This is a genomic window from Tsukamurella strandjordii (genome assembly GCF_039525985.1).
In the GTDB taxonomy this organism is placed as follows: Bacteria; Actinomycetota; Actinomycetes; order Mycobacteriales; family Mycobacteriaceae; genus Tsukamurella; species Tsukamurella strandjordii.
Genome location: NZ_BAAAII010000011.1, coordinates 164,650 through 180,153, shown reverse-complemented (window position 1 = coordinate 180,153; position 15,504 = coordinate 164,650). Strand labels below are relative to the sequence as shown.

The 15,504-nt window shown below is 68.4% G+C and carries 13 protein-coding genes and 1 pseudogene; 9 read left to right on the top strand and 5 right to left on the bottom strand.

The features are described from left to right. The 6 genes and pseudogenes from ABD108_RS18955 to ABD108_RS18930 all read left to right on the top strand — a co-directional run. Positions 1–200 (top strand): annotated as a pseudogene (locus tag ABD108_RS18955) (hypothetical protein); the annotation flags it as partial. 71 nt (positions 201–271) lie between these two features. Then, a complete protein-coding gene (locus tag ABD108_RS18950; RefSeq protein WP_343931079.1) occupies positions 272–2,296 on the top strand; it encodes a serine/threonine-protein kinase in 2,025 nt (674 codons plus the stop codon). After that, a complete protein-coding gene (locus tag ABD108_RS18945) occupies positions 2,296–2,892 on the top strand; it encodes a hypothetical protein (RefSeq protein WP_220656928.1) in 597 nt (198 codons plus the stop codon). The genes ABD108_RS18950 and ABD108_RS18945 overlap by 1 nt, the downstream gene beginning before the upstream one ends. An 8-nt stretch (positions 2,893–2,900) precedes the next feature. Continuing rightward, positions 2,901–3,557, top strand: coding sequence for a nitroreductase family protein (locus ABD108_RS18940; RefSeq protein ID WP_220656927.1), 657 nt, complete (start codon positions 2,901–2,903; stop codon positions 3,555–3,557). Between the two features lie 89 nt (positions 3,558–3,646). After that, positions 3,647–4,198, top strand: coding sequence for a cysteine hydrolase family protein (locus tag ABD108_RS18935; RefSeq protein ID WP_220656926.1), 552 nt, complete (start codon positions 3,647–3,649; stop codon positions 4,196–4,198). A gap of 7 nt (positions 4,199–4,205) precedes the next feature. After that, positions 4,206–5,114: a GlxA family transcriptional regulator gene (locus ABD108_RS18930; protein ID WP_220656925.1), complete on the top strand. Its 909-nt coding sequence runs from the start codon at positions 4,206–4,208 to the stop codon at positions 5,112–5,114. On the opposite strand, the gene ABD108_RS18925 is transcribed toward ABD108_RS18930, so the two are convergent. Beyond that, positions 5,115–6,281 carry a TetR/AcrR family transcriptional regulator gene (locus ABD108_RS18925; protein ID WP_343931078.1) on the bottom strand — a complete coding sequence of 389 codons (1,167 nt, stop codon included), beginning with the start codon at positions 6,279–6,281 and terminating at the stop codon, positions 5,115–5,117. It abuts the gene before it with no gap. Positions 6,282–6,436: 155 nt separating this feature from the next. Here ABD108_RS18925 and ABD108_RS18920 point away from each other — a divergent pair, with 155 nt between their 5' ends. Continuing rightward, entirely contained in the window at positions 6,437–7,648 is a 1,212-nt protein-coding gene (locus tag ABD108_RS18920) for an acetyl-CoA C-acetyltransferase (RefSeq protein WP_343931077.1), read from the top strand. Positions 7,649–7,680: 32 nt separating this feature from the next. Then, positions 7,681–9,873 carry a 3-hydroxyacyl-CoA dehydrogenase NAD-binding domain-containing protein gene (locus ABD108_RS18915; RefSeq protein ID WP_220656922.1) on the top strand — a complete coding sequence of 731 codons (2,193 nt, stop codon included), beginning with the start codon at positions 7,681–7,683 and terminating at the stop codon, positions 9,871–9,873. Positions 9,874–9,958: 85 nt separating this feature from the next. On the opposite strand, the gene ABD108_RS18910 is transcribed toward ABD108_RS18915, so the two are convergent. Together ABD108_RS18910 and ABD108_RS18905 are read right to left on the bottom strand one after the other, a co-directional pair. Continuing rightward, a complete protein-coding gene (locus tag ABD108_RS18910; RefSeq protein WP_220656921.1) occupies positions 9,959–10,603 on the bottom strand; it encodes an HdeD family acid-resistance protein in 645 nt (214 codons plus the stop codon). 84 nt (positions 10,604–10,687) lie between these two features. Next, positions 10,688–11,305 (bottom strand): DUF1269 domain-containing protein, encoded by a 618-nt coding sequence (locus ABD108_RS18905; protein ID WP_220656920.1) that lies wholly within the window; start codon positions 11,303–11,305, stop codon positions 10,688–10,690. A gap of 636 nt (positions 11,306–11,941) precedes the next feature. Here ABD108_RS18905 and ABD108_RS18900 point away from each other — a divergent pair. Then, positions 11,942–12,607 (top strand): hypothetical protein, encoded by a 666-nt coding sequence (locus ABD108_RS18900; protein WP_343931076.1) that lies wholly within the window; start codon positions 11,942–11,944, stop codon positions 12,605–12,607. A gap of 78 nt (positions 12,608–12,685) precedes the next feature. Here ABD108_RS18900 and ABD108_RS18895 read toward each other — a convergent pair whose 3' ends face one another. Together ABD108_RS18895 and ABD108_RS18890 are read right to left on the bottom strand one after the other, a co-directional pair. Next, positions 12,686–14,104 carry a carboxylesterase/lipase family protein gene (locus ABD108_RS18895; protein ID WP_343931075.1) on the bottom strand — a complete coding sequence of 473 codons (1,419 nt, stop codon included), beginning with the start codon at positions 14,102–14,104 and terminating at the stop codon, positions 12,686–12,688. Then, positions 14,088–15,359: an MFS transporter gene (locus ABD108_RS18890; RefSeq protein WP_343931074.1), complete on the bottom strand. Its 1,272-nt coding sequence runs from the start codon at positions 15,357–15,359 to the stop codon at positions 14,088–14,090. Before ABD108_RS18890 ends, ABD108_RS18895 begins: the two co-directional genes overlap by 17 nt. Between the last annotated feature and the right edge of the window lie 145 nt (positions 15,360–15,504).

Here is a 15,504-nt window from a genome sequence, read left to right as displayed (position 1 = left end):
GGCCCGTGCGCCCGGCCCCGCCGCCGCCCTTCGAGCGCGGGACCGGCGCCCAGCGCAAGACCGACGCGGGTCGCTGGGTGCGCCGCGACCACGACGACGAGCCCGGCGGGCCCGCCCGCCGTCCCCGCCGCGAGCCCGGTGCTCCCCGATGGACGCAGCCCAAGGACGAACCCCCGGGTCCGCCTCCAACCTCGCCTTAAGCACCCGGCAACCTGCGGCGCGGTAGATTCGTCTCGCTGCGAACGTGCAGGGGAATGGAGGTGTCGGCGAGGTGGCCGAACCGGGTGAGGTGATCGCGGGGTACGTGGTCGAGTCGGTCCTGGGGACCGGCGGCATGGGCACGGTCTACCGCGTGCGGCACCGCACGCTGCCGCGGTCGGTGGCGCTGAAGGTGCTGCAGAGCCAGTTCTCCGCCGATCCGTCGGTGCGCGCTCGCTTCGACCGCGAGGCCGATATCGTGGCCGGGCTCAAGCATCCGCACATCGTCGACGTCTACGACCGTGGCGAATCCGACGGACACCTGTGGATCGCGATGGAGCTGGTCGAGGGCGGCAACGTCGCCCAGATCGTGCAGCGTGAGGGGCCGTTCAGCCTGGACCGCGCCGTCTCCGTGATCGAGCAGGTGGCGGACGCACTCGACGAGGCCCACGGCCACGGCATCCTCCACCGCGACGTCAAACCGGCCAACTTCCTGGTGGACCGCGGCCGCCGCGGCGAGCAGGTCAAGCTCGCCGACTTCGGCATCGGCGCCGCGCAGACCGAGGTCGGCCAGCACACCCAGACCGGCACGGTGGTCGGCACGTTGGCGTACACCGCCCCGGAGGCGCTGCTCGGCAACCCGATCGACCAGCGCGCCGACATCTACTCCCTGGCGTGCGCGGCCGTTGTACTGCTCACGGGCGCCCCGCCGTTCAGCACCACGATCTCCGGGCAGCTCATGCTCGCCCACATCAGCCAGAACCCGCCGAGCGTGCGGATCAAGCGGCCTGACCTCTCGCCCGAGATCGACTACGTGCTCGGTAGAGCGATGGCCAAGAATCCCGCCGAACGGTACAACTCCGCGGGTGAGTTCGCGGATGCGCTATCGGCGGCGGCACGCCGGATGTCGGGCGCCGCGGGAATGGCGCCCCCGCCGCCGCCGAGCGGCACGAATTGGCAGGGCACCCCGTCGAATCCGGCGCTGCCCACGGGCTTCAACCCGGCTCAGGGGACGCCGGGTTACGCGGGGCCCCCGCCCGGTGGCGGTGCGCCCGCGCAGTTCTACGGCGGGCCGAGCAGTCCGAGCAATCCGAGCATGGCGCCGCCGCAGCAGTCGACCGCGAAGAGCCGTCGCCCGCTGATCATCGGGGCGTCCGCCGCAGTGGTGGTCCTGATCGCGATCGCCGTCGGGCTGTTCGCCTTCAAGGGTGGTGGATCGTCGTCCGACCTGCCGGCCCTCGACTCCTGGAGCGCCCGCACGGTGACGGACATCAACGGCGACACCAAGATCGACAAACGACCCGGCCGCATCGTGGCCCTGGGGCCGGGGGACGCGGAGATCGTCTCCGCCCTCGGATTCGACGTCGTCGCGGGAGGAAACGGACCGAAATCGGAACTGCCGTCCTGGGTTCCGGCGCTGAAGAGCGTCCCGACCGCGGGCACGTCGGTCAACCCGGACCGGTCGGTGATCGAGAAGGCCAAACCCGATCTGATCATCGACACCGATCCGGCGGCGGCCGATAAGGCCAAGGACCTGAAGACGGTGGCGAACAGCATCGCGGTGTCCCAGGCGGGTAGCAAGGGCTGGACCTGGCAGGAGCAGATGGCCTTCATCGCCGAAGCCCTGGGCGCCAAGGATCGCGCCGCCGAACTGCGCAAGCGGTACGAGCAGCGGATCACCGAGCTGCGCGCGGCGCACCCGGACTTCACCGGCAAGAAGGTGGACCTCGTGCACTACGACGGTCAGTCCACCCGGCTGGCGACGACCTCCGCGAGCCCCTTCCAGATGCTGGGGCAGCTGGGCTTCGCGATGCAGGTCCCGTCGAAGGGCAGCGGCTCGTCGTGGCTCACGCTGGGATCGTCCGACCTGTACACGGCGGTGAGCACCAGCTCCGTGGACCGGACCATCGTGGCGCGCACCGACCCCGGCGCCGGCAACGGCGGGTACGACGGCCTTCCGTCGTCCCTGACCTACGGTGCTCCCATCGTGATCATCGACAGCAGCAGCAGTGTCGACGCCCTGCTGTACGGCGGCCCGCTCGCTCTCGATACCGTTGCCAATGACGTGATCCCGGTGATCGCGAAGGGAGTCAAGTAGTGGCGGAGCAGACGCTCACGGCGGCGGATCTGGAGCGGTACGCCGCGGCGCTGGCGGACGGTAAACGGCCCACGGTGTACCTGATCGAGGCGGTGCCCAGCTTGGGGCTGTCCGCGGGCGCCTCCGCGAAGGTGCTGGAGGTGTCGGGGACCACCGTCACCGTCCGGCCCGCGGGGGTCGACGATCAGTTGCCCTACGACGCGCGGGAGTTGCGCGCCACCAAAGCGCCGAAGCCGGTCAAGCCGGTGAAATCGGCGGCCAGGCCCGCCGCGGCGAAGCCGGCGCCGGGCACGGCGAAGTCGGTGGCGATCACGGTGTACGTGGGTGCCGACAACGCCGCCGTGATGAAGGTGACCCGGAACGCGCAGAAGCCGGCCGGTGCGCGCGACGTGCCTCTCGCCCCGGTGCAGAAGGCCCTCGTCGCCCTCGGTGACAAGGAGGCCCAGGCCGCGGTCGACGATGTGCTCTCGGCCGCGCGTGAGGCCGCCGCGGACCGCGTCGCCGAATTGCAGGCCGAACTGGCCGCGGCGAAGAAGTCCCTGGCCTCGCTGGAACGGGCCAAGCGGGGGAATGCCGGCGCCCCTCGAGGTCGTTGAGGTAGGTCATGACCGAGTCGATTCCCCACCTGAACCTGAGTGCCGACGAAGTACTCACCTCCACCCGGTCGGTGCGCAAGCGCCTCGACCTCGAGCGGCCCGTCCCGCTGGAGGTGATCACGGACGCGCTCGAGGTGGCGCTGCAGGCCCCGTCCGGCAGCAATGCGCAGGGCTGGCACTGGATCGTGCTGACCGACCCGGAGAAGAAGCGGATCGTGGCCGAGTACTACGCCCGGTCGTTCGCCGCCTACGCCGCGGCCGGTGCCGAGGCCCGTGCCAAGAACCCGCCGAAGGACCTGCAGACCGCCGAGAAGGTGGCCTCCAGCGCCCAGTACCTCGCGGACGTCATGCATGAGGTGCCCGCCCTCGTGATCGGCGCGATCCACGTGCCGGGCGGCGAACTGCCCGAGGGCAACCAGGCCGGCGTGTGGGGATCCCTGCTGCCCGCGGCGTGGAGCCTGTCCCTGGCGCTCCGTGAGCGCGGCCTCGGTTCCGCATGGACCACGCTGCACCTGGTCTACGAGCGCGAGGTCGCCGAGGCCCTCGGCCTGCCGGAGAACATCCGCCAGGGCGTGCTGCTGCCCGTGGCCTACACCAAGGGCACCGATTTCAAGCCCGCCAAGCGTGCCCCGCTCGACACGGTCCTGCACGTCAACGGCTGGTGAGGCGCACCGAGCCCCGGTGACCGGATCGTTCCGGTCACCGGCTCGATCGAGCCTGTCCGAGGCGGCCCTCACCGGCCACGATGGATGCCATGAACGCACTGCTGGTGATCGATGTCCAGGACTCCTTCCGATACCGGGAGAACTGGGCGGACGTGTCGAATCCGGACATCGTCGACGATGTGAACCGTCTCGTCGACGCCGCTCGTGAACGGAACGATCTGGTGGTGTGGATTCTCCACAGCGAGCCGGGCACCGGCGACGTCTTCGATCCGGATTCGGGTCACGTCGCCCTGCAGCCGGGATTGGTACCGCGGGCGGAGGAGCCGGTCCTGACGAAGACGACTCGCAATGCCTTCACGAGCACCGAGCTCGGACGGATCCTGCAGCAGCAGGGCGTACGCAGCCTGACGATCGCCGGCATCCAGACCGAACAGTGCTGCGAGACGACGACGCGGCTGGCGGCCGACCTGGGCTTCGACGTCGACTTCGTCACCGAGGCGACCGCGACCTTCCCGATCATCCGTCCCGACACCGGCGAAGTCCTCGGAACCGACGCGATCATCGAGCGGACCGAATTCGCCCTCGCAGGGAGGTTCGCGACGATCCGCACGCTCGACGAGGCCGCCGCCCCCGCGGCATGATGCCGGTGTGAGTCCCACGACGGTCGCAGTCCTCCTGCTCCCCGGGGTGCACCTGCTCGACGTCGCCGGGCCGGCCCAGGCCTTCGGCGCGGCAACGGACCTGGGACACGAATACCGCCCGCGGTACGTGGGCGAGTCGTCACAGGTCGCGAGCCATCAGGGACTACCGCTCGTCGCGGAGACCACCTTCCCCATGCTGCGCACGTCGGACATCATCGTGGTTCCCGGATGGCGAACCGACACGGGCCGAGTGCCGGCGTCGACGGAGACACTGCGTTGGCTCACCGACCACCACGACGCCGGCGGAACCGTGATGGCGGTGTGCGCGGGCGCGTTCGCACTCGGAGCGGCGGGCCTGTTGGACGGGCGCCGCTGCACGACGCACCACGAGCTGTGCGATCGGCTGGCGGTGCGCAACCCAGCGGCCACCGTGGTCCGCGACGTACTGCACGTGACGGACGGGACCGTCCGCACGTCGGCGGGTATCGCGAGCGGCATCGACGCCACGCTGGCGCTGCTCGCAGACCGCCACGGACCGGCCGCCGCCGCAGCGGTGTCCCGCGCGATGGTGGTCTACGCGCGCAGGAACGGTCACGCATCACAGCATTCCGTGATGCTGCGGCACCGCGCGCATGTCAACGACGCCGTGCACCGTGCCCTCGACCTGATCGACAGCCGGTTCTCGCAGACCGTTCCGCTCGGCGAACTCGCGTCCGCGGTCGGAGTCAGCGCGCGGACCCTGTCGCGGGCCTTCGAATCCGAACTGGGGACCACCCCGCTCCGGTATCAGCAAGCGGTGCGAGTGGAGCATGCGTCCCTGCTCATCGATCAGGGCGCGACCGTGGAATCCGCCGCGCACGCGGTCGGGTTCACCGATGCCCGGATGCTCCGGAGGTTGCGATCGCGCGCGCGCTGATCAGATGCCGAGGGCGGCGTCCATGAGGGCGACGAGTTCGTCGTAGAACCGCGGGCGCCGGCGGAGGCGGCGGGTGCGGGCGAAGTCGTTGGCGATGGTCATGGCAGCGCCGACGGCGATGCGGGCGCCGGCACCGTCGACCTCGCCACCGGCCTCCAGTAGCGCGACCCACCGTGCGAGATAGGCCTTCTGCGCCGCGAGCAGTGCCTCGCCACCGGATTCGATGACCACCTCGCGGCCCACCGTGAAGGCCACCGCGAGATCGGTGGAGGCCACCAGATTCGCGGCGTAGGAACGCACCAGGGCGCGCAGCTCGGCCACGGGGTCACCGTCGGCCTGGGCGGCCGCGCCCAGCACCCCGATCTCCAGCGCCGCGCGGGCCCGGCCCACGACGCCCACCAGGATCGACGCCTTCGAGGGGAAGTGCCCGTACACGCTCGGCCCCGAAATGCCCACGGCGGCACCGATGTCGTCCATCCCCACCGTGCTGTAGCCGCGGGAGAAGAACAGCTCCGACGCGGCATCGAGGATCTCGTCGCTGCGGACCACGGGGGCGCGACGAGCCGGGGGAGCGGGCAACTCCGGCGCCATCGACGGTGCGGCGCGCAGCACGCGCTCGCTGATCCGCTCGAGATCCCCGCGGTACCGGCGGGTCCCGATCCGGCCGCGACTGGGCGGCACCGAACCTCCGACGGCCAGGACGGCCCAGGCGAGGACCCTGGCGTCGTCGTCGGTGACCTCGGGGTGATCGCGGCGCAGCACCTCGGTCCAGCGGCCGAGCACGCCCTCGCTGGCCGCGATCATCTCGCGAGCCTGCTCGGCGGTCAGGTGTCGCCGGTTCCAGCGCCACAGCGCGAGCGGGCCGGGGTTGTCGACCGCCATCGCGAAGACGGCGGCGGCGAGATCGTCGAAGCTGGCACCGGGCCGCGCAAGTGCCGCGTCGGTGGCGGCGGACATCTCGTCGACCGCCGAGCGCATCGCGGCGGCGAGGATCGCCTCCTTGTCCGGGAAGTGCCGGTACACGCTGGGGCCGCTGATGCCGGCGGCCCGTGCGATGTCCGCCACCGCGACGTTCCCGTAGCCGCGCTCGAGGAACAGGCCGGTGGCCACGTCGACCAGCTGTCGACGCCGCTCGGCGGGGCGCAGGCGTGTGTTCGGAGTTGCCATGATTAACGTCACGATAGCCCATGAAACCGGTTATATGTGTCGATCTACGTGCAGATCTTTCCAAATAAGCTACACACGGTTAGCCTGTAGTCGGACGGGCTCTGCGCTGGACCAGGGGAGTCCGAACACCTTCTTCGAAAGGACGGGAAGACCAAGTGTCTGACGCATTCATCTACGAGGCGATCCGTACGCCGCGTGGCAAGCTCAAGGGCGGCTCGCTGACCGCCATCAAGCCCACCGACCTCGTGGTGGGGCTCATCGACGAGATCAAGGACCGGAATCCGAACCTGGATCCGGGTGCCGTCGACGACATCGTGCTGGGCGTGGTCTCGCCGGTCGGCGAGCAGGGTGCCGACATCGCGCGCACCGCGTCGATCGTGGCCGGTTTGCCCGACACCGTCGCCGGTGTGCAGATCAACCGGTTCTGCGCCTCGGGCCTCGAGGCCACCAACATGGCCGCGCAGAAGGTCGGCTCCGGCCTGGGCGACGACCTGGTGCTCGCCGGTGGCGTCGAGTCCATGTCGCGCGTGCCCATGGGCTCCGACTTCGGCGCCCTGTTCTACGACCCGCAGTACAGCTACGACAACTACATCGCGCCCCAGGGCATCGGTGCCGACCTGATCGCCACCATCGAGGGCTTCTCCCGCGATGACGTCGACCAGTACTCCGCCGAGTCGCAGGACCTCGCCGCCAAGGCGTGGGACGAGGGTCGCTTCGCGAAGTCGGTCGTGCCGGTCAAGGATCAGAACGGCCTCGTCGTTCTCGACAACGACGAGCACCGTCGCCCCGGCACCACCGCCGCCGACCTCGGCAAGCTGCGCCCCGCGTTCACCGTGATCGGTGAGATGGGCGGCTTCGACGCCGTGGCGCTGCAGAAGTACACCACCGTCGAGAAGATCGACCACGTGCACACGGGCGGCAACAGCTCGGGCATCGTCGACGGTGCCGCCCTGGTGCTCGTCGGCAACGAGGCCGGCGGCAAGAAGGCCGGCCTCACGCCCCGCGGCCGCATCGTGGCCACCGCCTCGACCGGTGCCGACCCCACGATCATGCTGACCGGCCCCACCCCGGCCACCGAGAAGGTGCTGGCCAAGGCCGGCCTGACCAAGGACGACATCGACGTCTGGGAGCTGAACGAGGCCTTCGCCTCGGTCGTCCTGAAGTGGATGAAGGACTTCAAGCTCGATCGTGAGCAGGTCAACGTCAACGGCGGCGCCATCGCCCTCGGACACCCGCTCGGCGCCACCGGCGCCATGCTGGTGGGCACCGTGCTCGACGAGCTGGAGCGCACGGGCGGCCGCTACGGCCTGATCACCCTGTGCATCGCCGGCGGCATGGGCTCGGCCACCATCATCGAGCGCATCTGACGCCCGACGGAACTACAGGAGACTAGAAATACATGTCTGACAACATGATCCGCTGGGAGCAGGACGCCGACGGCATCGTCACGCTGACGATGGACGATCCGAACAGCTCCGCGAACACCATGAACGAGCTGTACGGCACCTCGATGCGGGCCACCGTGGACCGTCTCGAGGCCGAGGTGGACTCCATCACCGGCGTCGTGCTGACCTCGGCGAAGAAGACCTTCTTCGCCGGCGGCAACCTCACCGAGATCCGCAAGGCCACCAAGGCCGATGCGCAGAAGGTGTTCGACGAGGTCCAGGAGATCAAGAAGGATCTCCGTCGCCTCGAGAAGCTCCCCAAGCCCGTGGTGGCGGCCATCAACGGCGCCGCACTGGGCGGCGGCCTCGAGATCGCCCTCGCTGCGAACCACCGCATCGCGGCGGACGTCAAGGGCAGCAAGATCGGCCTTCCCGAGGTCAGCCTCGGCCTGCTGCCCGGTGGCGGCGGCGTGACCCGCACCGTGCGCATGCTCGGCCTGCAGGGCGCGCTCATGGGCGTGCTGCTCCAGGGCCAGCAGATGGCTCCGGGTAAGGCTCAGAAGACCGGCCTCGTGAACGATCTCGTGGGCACCGTCGAGGAGCTCGTCCCCGCCGCCAAGGCGTGGATCAAGGCCAACCCCGAGGCCGCGGCGCAGCCGTGGGACGTCAAGGGACACCGCATTCCCGGTGGCTCGCCGATCGATAAGACGCTGGCCCCCAACGCCCCGGCCTTCCCGGCCAACCTGCGCAAGCAGCTCAAGGGCGCGCCGATGCCGGCACCGGAGGCCATCATGGCCGCCGCCTTCGAGGGCACCTACGTGGACTTCGACACCGCGCTCGAGATCGAGTCGCGCTACTTCACCAAGCTGGCCACCGGCCAGGTGTCGAAGAACATGATCAAGGCCTTCTTCTTCGATCTGCAGCACATCAACGGCGGCGGCTCGCGGCCCGAGGGCTACGAGAAGTACCAGGCCAAGAAGGTCGGCGTGATCGGCGCCGGCATGATGGGCGCGGCCATCGCCTACGTCTCCGCCAAGGCCGGAATCGACGTGGTGCTCAAGGACATCGACCAGGCCGCCGCCGAGCGTGGCAAGGACTACTCGGTCAAGCTGGAGGAGAAGGCGCTCGCCAAGGGCCGCACCACCCAGGAGAAGTCCGACGCCCTGCTCGCCCGGATCCACCCGACCGTCGACCCGCAGGACTTCAAGGGTGTCGATCTGGTGATCGAGGCCGCGTTCGAGTCGGTCGAGGTGAAGAACAAGGTCTTCCAGGAGATCGAGGACATCGTCGAGCCCGACGCCATCCTCGGCTCGAACACCTCGACGCTGCCGATCACCATCCTCGCCGAGGGCGTCAAGCGCTCCGAGGACTTCATCGGCATCCACTTCTTCAGCCCCGTGGACAAGATGCCGCTGGTCGAGATCATCAAGGGCGAGAAGACCTCCGACGCCGTGCTGGCCAAGGTGATCGACTACACCCTGCAGATCAAGAAGACCCCGATCGTGGTCCACGACAGCCGTGGCTTCTTCACCTCGCGCGTGATCGGCACGTTCATCAACGAGGCCCTCGCGGCCATCGGCGAGGGTGTCGACCCGGTGTACCTGGAGCAGGCGGGTCAGCAGGCCGGCTACCCGGCGGCGCCGCTGCAGCTGACGGACGAGCTCACGCTCACCCTGATGCAGAAGATCCGCAAGGCCACCGAGGACGCTCTCACCGCCGAGGGCAAGCCGGTGCCGCAGCACGGCGCCTTCGACGTGGTCGACTGGATGGTGGCGAACGGCCGCACGTCCAAGAAGGACGGCGCGGGCTTCTACGACTACGCCGACGGCAAGCGCACCGGACTGTGGAAGGGCTTCCAGGAGCACTTCAAGTCGGGCAGCGTGAAGCCGGACTTCGCGGAGCTCCAGGAGCGCATGCTGTTCATCGAGTCGATCGAGACGGTGCGCTGCTTCGACGAGGGCGTGCTCGAATCGGTGGCCGACGCCAACATCGGCTCCATCTTCGGCATCGGCTTCCCCGCGTGGACCGGTGGCGTGATGCAGTACATCAACGGCTACGAGGGCCGCCCGGGCACGCCCGCCGAGGGTCTCACCGGGCCCAAGGCCTTCGTCGCCCAGGCGAAGAACCTGGCCGGTAAGTACGGCGAGCAGTTCACCCCGCCGGCGTCGCTGGTGGCCAAGGCCGAGGCCGGCGAGACCTACGAGTAGGTCGAGCGCTTCGAGCTAGCAGGCGAACGAAACGCCCCGGACCTCAGTGAGGTCCGGGGCGTTTCGCTTACCCGCAGTGCGGTGATCAGACCTGGGGGATGGCCTTGTTGGCCGACGACCGGATCTGGAACGCGTGCACGACCTCGACGAGACCGATGATGATCAGCGCGATGCCGGTGCCGTAGGTCAGCGGGGCGATGGCGTCGTACGGGTAGATCACGACGATCACACCGGCGATCGTGAACAGGATCGAGGCGAAGATGCCCAGGACGCGGTGCGGGGTGCCGTTCGGCAGGTCCAGGCCGACGGCGAAGCCGACGATGCCCTGGATGAGCCAGCCGACACCGATCCAGATGGCCAGCATGACCAGCGAATCGCCCTCGCTACGGAAGGCGAGCACCGAGAGCACGATCGACAGCGCGCCCGACACGAAGGTCAGGAAGCGCCACCAGTTGCTCTCCGACTTGATCGGACCGAACACGGTGTAGAGCTGCAGGATGCCGATCAGCAGCAGGTAGATCGCGAACAGCACACCGACCACGCGGAGCGTGGGCGAGGGCCAGGCGAGGATGACGGCGCCGAGGATGATCGCGACGATGCCGATACCCAGTACGGACTGCCAGACCTTGGTGACGACGTCCGAGGCGTACCCACGGACCTCGTCGACGAGCGAGTGGCGCGGCTGCGGATCCTGCGGAGCCGAAGACGACGACGTGGTGTCAGTAGTCACTACTTCCTACTTTCCTGGTTGGGCCCGCTTCTTGGGCCCGGATTTGGTGATGTGAATCCACCGACGGTGTCGGCGGATGAGATCTTACGATCCGCTGGAGATGTTGAGTTTGTCCTTGAGCTTGTTCACTCGTGCGTGCCGATCCGCCGAGCGGTCGGCCTTCTTCTCCTCGCGGACCTTCTTGCGGGCCGCGGCGGCGGCCTCATCGGCCGCCTCTTCGGCCGCGTCGACCTCATCGAGGACCTCGTCGGTCGGCTTGCGCACCAGACGTGCGCCGGACCGCGCGGCGAGGCCGTCGACGGCGTCGTGGGAGCCCTCGACGACGTCGGCGATGAGGGCATTGGAGCCCGGCGGGATCGAGCTGGACAGGGCGGCGATCACCGAGTCCGAATCGTCGGCGCGGGACAGGTCCCAGGCGCCGCCGATCAGTGCTCCGCTGGCCCAGCCGAGCAGTGCTCCCACGGGGCCGCCGAGTACTCCGACCAGCACTCCGAGGGTGCTCCCTCCGAGGGTGGCGAGCCCGACGGTGCCGGAGTCACCCTGCGGCACGGTGAGGGTTCCGTCGGCCCCGCGCTCCACCACGGCGGACTCCCGAACCTCGACCGCACCCGAGTTGCCGAGCTCAGTCAGCTGACTCTGTGCCTCGTACGCCGAGGCCGTGGTGGGCCACGTCAGCAGGATGACGTTCTCTTCTGATGCCACAGTGAATCTCCTCCCGTTGAAGCTGTCGTGTGTCGTATGTTTCGTCAGAGTGTCGAACCAGGCGACACACCGCAGACAAGTGGAGCACGGCGGCCCGCTCGCCGCAGCATGAGATCGCAAATCGCTACCGGTTTGCGACACGTTTGCTGCGCGATCGATACGATCTCAGTGATCGCAATCGCGAATCAGATTTCATTGCTCTTCGGTGTCGCCGTTGGAACGGGTCGGCCCCTGCGATGCCCGGCGTCGGCGTGCGAGTGGCCGCGGCGCAGTGCGCTCCGAAATCAATTCCTCGAATCCGCGAATAGTACGCTTCCAACAACAACTGTTGTCATACGTCCGTAATGCGTGATTGCAAATAACAATTAGTTGGGCAATAGCCCATGCATAGCCAGCCGCACGAACAACTTTTTCAACCGTTCTACCTGCGACGATGCCTCTCGATTTCGAGACAATTCTGTAGTTAAGAATGGTACGTGTTCGTGCGCAGTATTGATTGTCGCTGTTGTGTAGCGGAAAAACTCAAGTACCCGCTACTGTGCCGTTTGCATCTGCACCAGCGACATACGCCACAACCCGCGGCGGGACGACGGTGACTCGAGATCCGAGGATGCGCACAGAGATGGAGAAGACCAGATGAACATGGGGCGAAAGAGGATCGGCACATCGATCATCGCCGCAACCTTCGTGGTGATGGGGCTCGGGCTCAGTGCCGGGCCGGCCGCCGCGGAGACGAGCACGCCGACGGTCGCACCCGTCGCCGCACCGGCGCCCGCTGCACCGGCACCCGCGGCCGCAGCTCAGACCGATCCGGTGGCATTGGAGTGCAAGTGTGATCCGAGTGCTCCGGGTTCGGCGCAGGCGGTCAAGGACGCGCTCGCCAAGCTGGAGGCGCTGAAGCAGGCGACGAAGACTGATCCGGTGGCGTTGGAGTGCAAGTGTGATCCGAGTGCTCCCGGTGCTGCGCAGGCGGTCAAGGACGCGATCGCCAAGCTGGAGGCGCTGAAACCGGTCACCAAGCCGGAGCCCACCACGCCGTCGCTGGCGTGCGATTGCGGTGACGTCAACCCGGGTGCCACTGACTCGATCAAGAACACGATCTCCAAGCTCGAAGCCATCAAGCCGGCCGCGAAGCCCGAACCGAAGCCCGAGCCGGAGACCCCCGTGTCGTGCAATTGCGCCATCAACGAGGGAGCGGTGGGAACGATCAAGTCCACGATCGACCGCCTCAACTCCATCCCGGCGAAGACCGAGGCGGATCAGTCGGCCGGCGCTGCTGCGTCCGGTGCGACCGACGACTGAGTGACGATCGGCAGCCGGTGATGCGCACGACCTGCGCATCACCGGCTTTCGCCGTATCGGCACGGATCCGGCGTCTCCTCAGCCCCAGGCTTCGAGGAGCTCGACGTTCCGTGTGGCGCGCGGCCCGAACACATGGAGATCACGCTCGTCGCGATACGGCCTCCACTGCGATGCCGGAGAACCGTCGCGGCAAAATGCCACCCACGCGCCGTGCATGGCATCGCGCAGATCCGTGGGCGGCGCGGTGCCCGCGTGCAGCCGGAACGCGGGATCGTCGAGATTCCCGAGCGCGAAGCCGAGGTCGAGCGCGTGGAAGGCCGTGCGGCTCAGCAGCGGCGAAGGCCAGCTGAACAGATAGGCGTAGCAGTTCTCGCCCTGCCCTCGCTGTGCCCGCAGGCTGGGCGCCGCGAACAGCCCGTCGGAGACGAGGTCCACGAAGGGCTGACCGGAGCTACCACGATAGGCGTCGACGATTTCCGGTGTGGCGCCCAGGATGCCGAGTTCTTCCGCGATCCAGGCAGCGGTCGCCTCCTCTGATTGGTCCGGCGGGAAGACCCCCGGTGTGCACCACAGATCGGCCTCGGCGGCGTTGTGGCCGATGATCATCGGTATCGCTGCGCGATCCCGGGCCAGGACGCGGTCCGGCCGCTCGGGGAGGAGGTCGCCGAGCGCGGGAACGAACAGCGTGGCCTGACGATGCGGTGGCATTCCCGCGACCACCGCCGCGACCGCGGCGGCCACCTCGCGGGGATCGATCCGCTGCAGGTCCGCGGCGGTGGGGGAGCAGCCGAGCTGCTCGGCGGCGATCAGGGCGGACCGTGCGGCGACATCCGCGGGATACGCCGATGCGATGCCGGATTGGCAGATCGCCCGGGCGAACAGGGAACCGGCGTGGGGCGTCACGGCGAGCGCCGAGGCGCTCATGGCCCCGGCCGATTCGCCGGCGAGGGTGACCCGCGCCGGATCTCCGCCGAACGCGGCGATATTGCGCTGCACCCATTCCAGGGCGCAGATCTGATCGCGCAGGCCCCGGTTGTCGGGAGCATCCGGCAGGTGCGCGAAGCCCTCGACGCCGATCCGGTGGTTCACCGAGACGAAGACCACGCCGTCCCGGGCGAAGGAGGTCCCGTCGAAGATCGTCTGGGCCGTGCTGCCCATGGCGAAGGAGCCGCCGTGGATCCAGACCAGGACGGGCAGGCCGGTCCCGGGTGTGGCGGGCGCCCAGATGTTGAGGGTCAGCCAGTCGTCGCCGGGGATCTCGGGATAGGTGAACGGCTCCGGTAGCACCATCGCGGCGGGCGAGGTGGGGCCGAACGCGTCCGCCGCCACCTCCGCCGCCGGGGCGGGCTCGGGCAGCCCGAATCGACGGGCCCCCACCGGGGGGAGCGCGTAGGGGATGCCGAGGAACCTGCGGACACCCGCCGACGCGGTTCCGGTGATCCGGCCGGCGTCGCACTCGACGACGGCCGGACCGGCGGTATCAGGCCTCGACGGCATCGGGTTCCCGCGCACCGCGCGGCACCAGGTACCAGACCACGGCGGCCACCGAGATGTACAGTCCGGCAAGCACCCACGCCACCGCGGTGTATCCGAAGGGCTCGGCGAAGATCGCCACGATCAGCGGGCCGACCAGGGTGGACAGTCCGGCACCGAAGTTCATCACGGAGATCGCCGCGCCCTTGTTGTTCTCCACGAAGTTCGCCACGATCGCGTCCAGTGGGATGTAGCCGGCCACGCAGGCCCCCAGGCACAGGCCCGCGATCATCAGCGCCGCGAAGTTGTGGCCGAAGACCTGCGGGGCGTAGAAGAAGGCGAGCGTCGACAGGGCGCACCCCACACCGCCGACGTAGGAGATGACCCGCTTCCAGCCGAGCTGATCGCCGAGATAGCCGAACACCAGGTTGAAGGCGATGTTGGCGAGCCAGGTGGTGCCCCACACCGCGAGCCATTCGGCAGTGGTGAAGCCGTAGTCCTCCAGATACAGGGGCATGAACACCGGCATCGCGAACAAGGGCAGGGTGTTGACGATGCGGATGCCGATCACGAGCCACAGCCGGGGCTCATCGCGCAGGATGGTGACCAGCGAGAACAGCTCGCGCCAACGTTCAGCCGCGGGGGCGTCGCCGGGCTTGATGTCGTCGCGGTTGAGAAAGACGATCGCGGCCGTGCCGAGGGCGGCGAACAGCACCGTCGACCAGAGCACCGGTACCGGCCCCACGGCGTCGATCAGCAGGCCCGAGCCGTAGGCGCCCACCACGCTCATACCGCCGGAGAAGGCGACCCAGAACCAGCCGTAGGCGGTGCTCAACCGGTGGGGCACTGCGCGATAGGCGATCCACACCAGGAAGGAGTAGGAGAAGAGCGGGTAGCTGAAACCCTTGATCGCGTAGCCCGCGAACAGCGCCCACACGGCGTTCTGGCCGATGCCCACGCCCACGAAGAGCGCGGTTCCTGCGGCGAAGAGGACGAAGGCGAGCAGCATGGTGCGCTTGGCGCCGACGATCTCGAAGACCACTCCCGAGACACACGACGAGATCGACACGCTCACGCCGTACACGGAGAAGATCGACGCGACCACGCTCACGCCGATGCCCTGGTCCGTGAGATACGGACTGAGCCAGCTGATCTCAAGACCCACGCCGATCATGAACAGGAAGACGCCGGCGAATCCCCACGCGATGCTCGGCGGGATGCCGATACGGGCGAGCAGGCCGGCGGGTCCGGAGCTCTCCAGGGTCGGTGGTGGGGTCATGATGCCTCCGAGGGATCGTTCTAGTGATGTTAAATCACACCAGACGGTAGGTGAATGTGACCTGGATCGCAATACCTTTGTGAGATCGCTGGGAAATTTCTCGTGACGTCGGTCACCACGATGTGATAAAGTCACACAAGTTCCA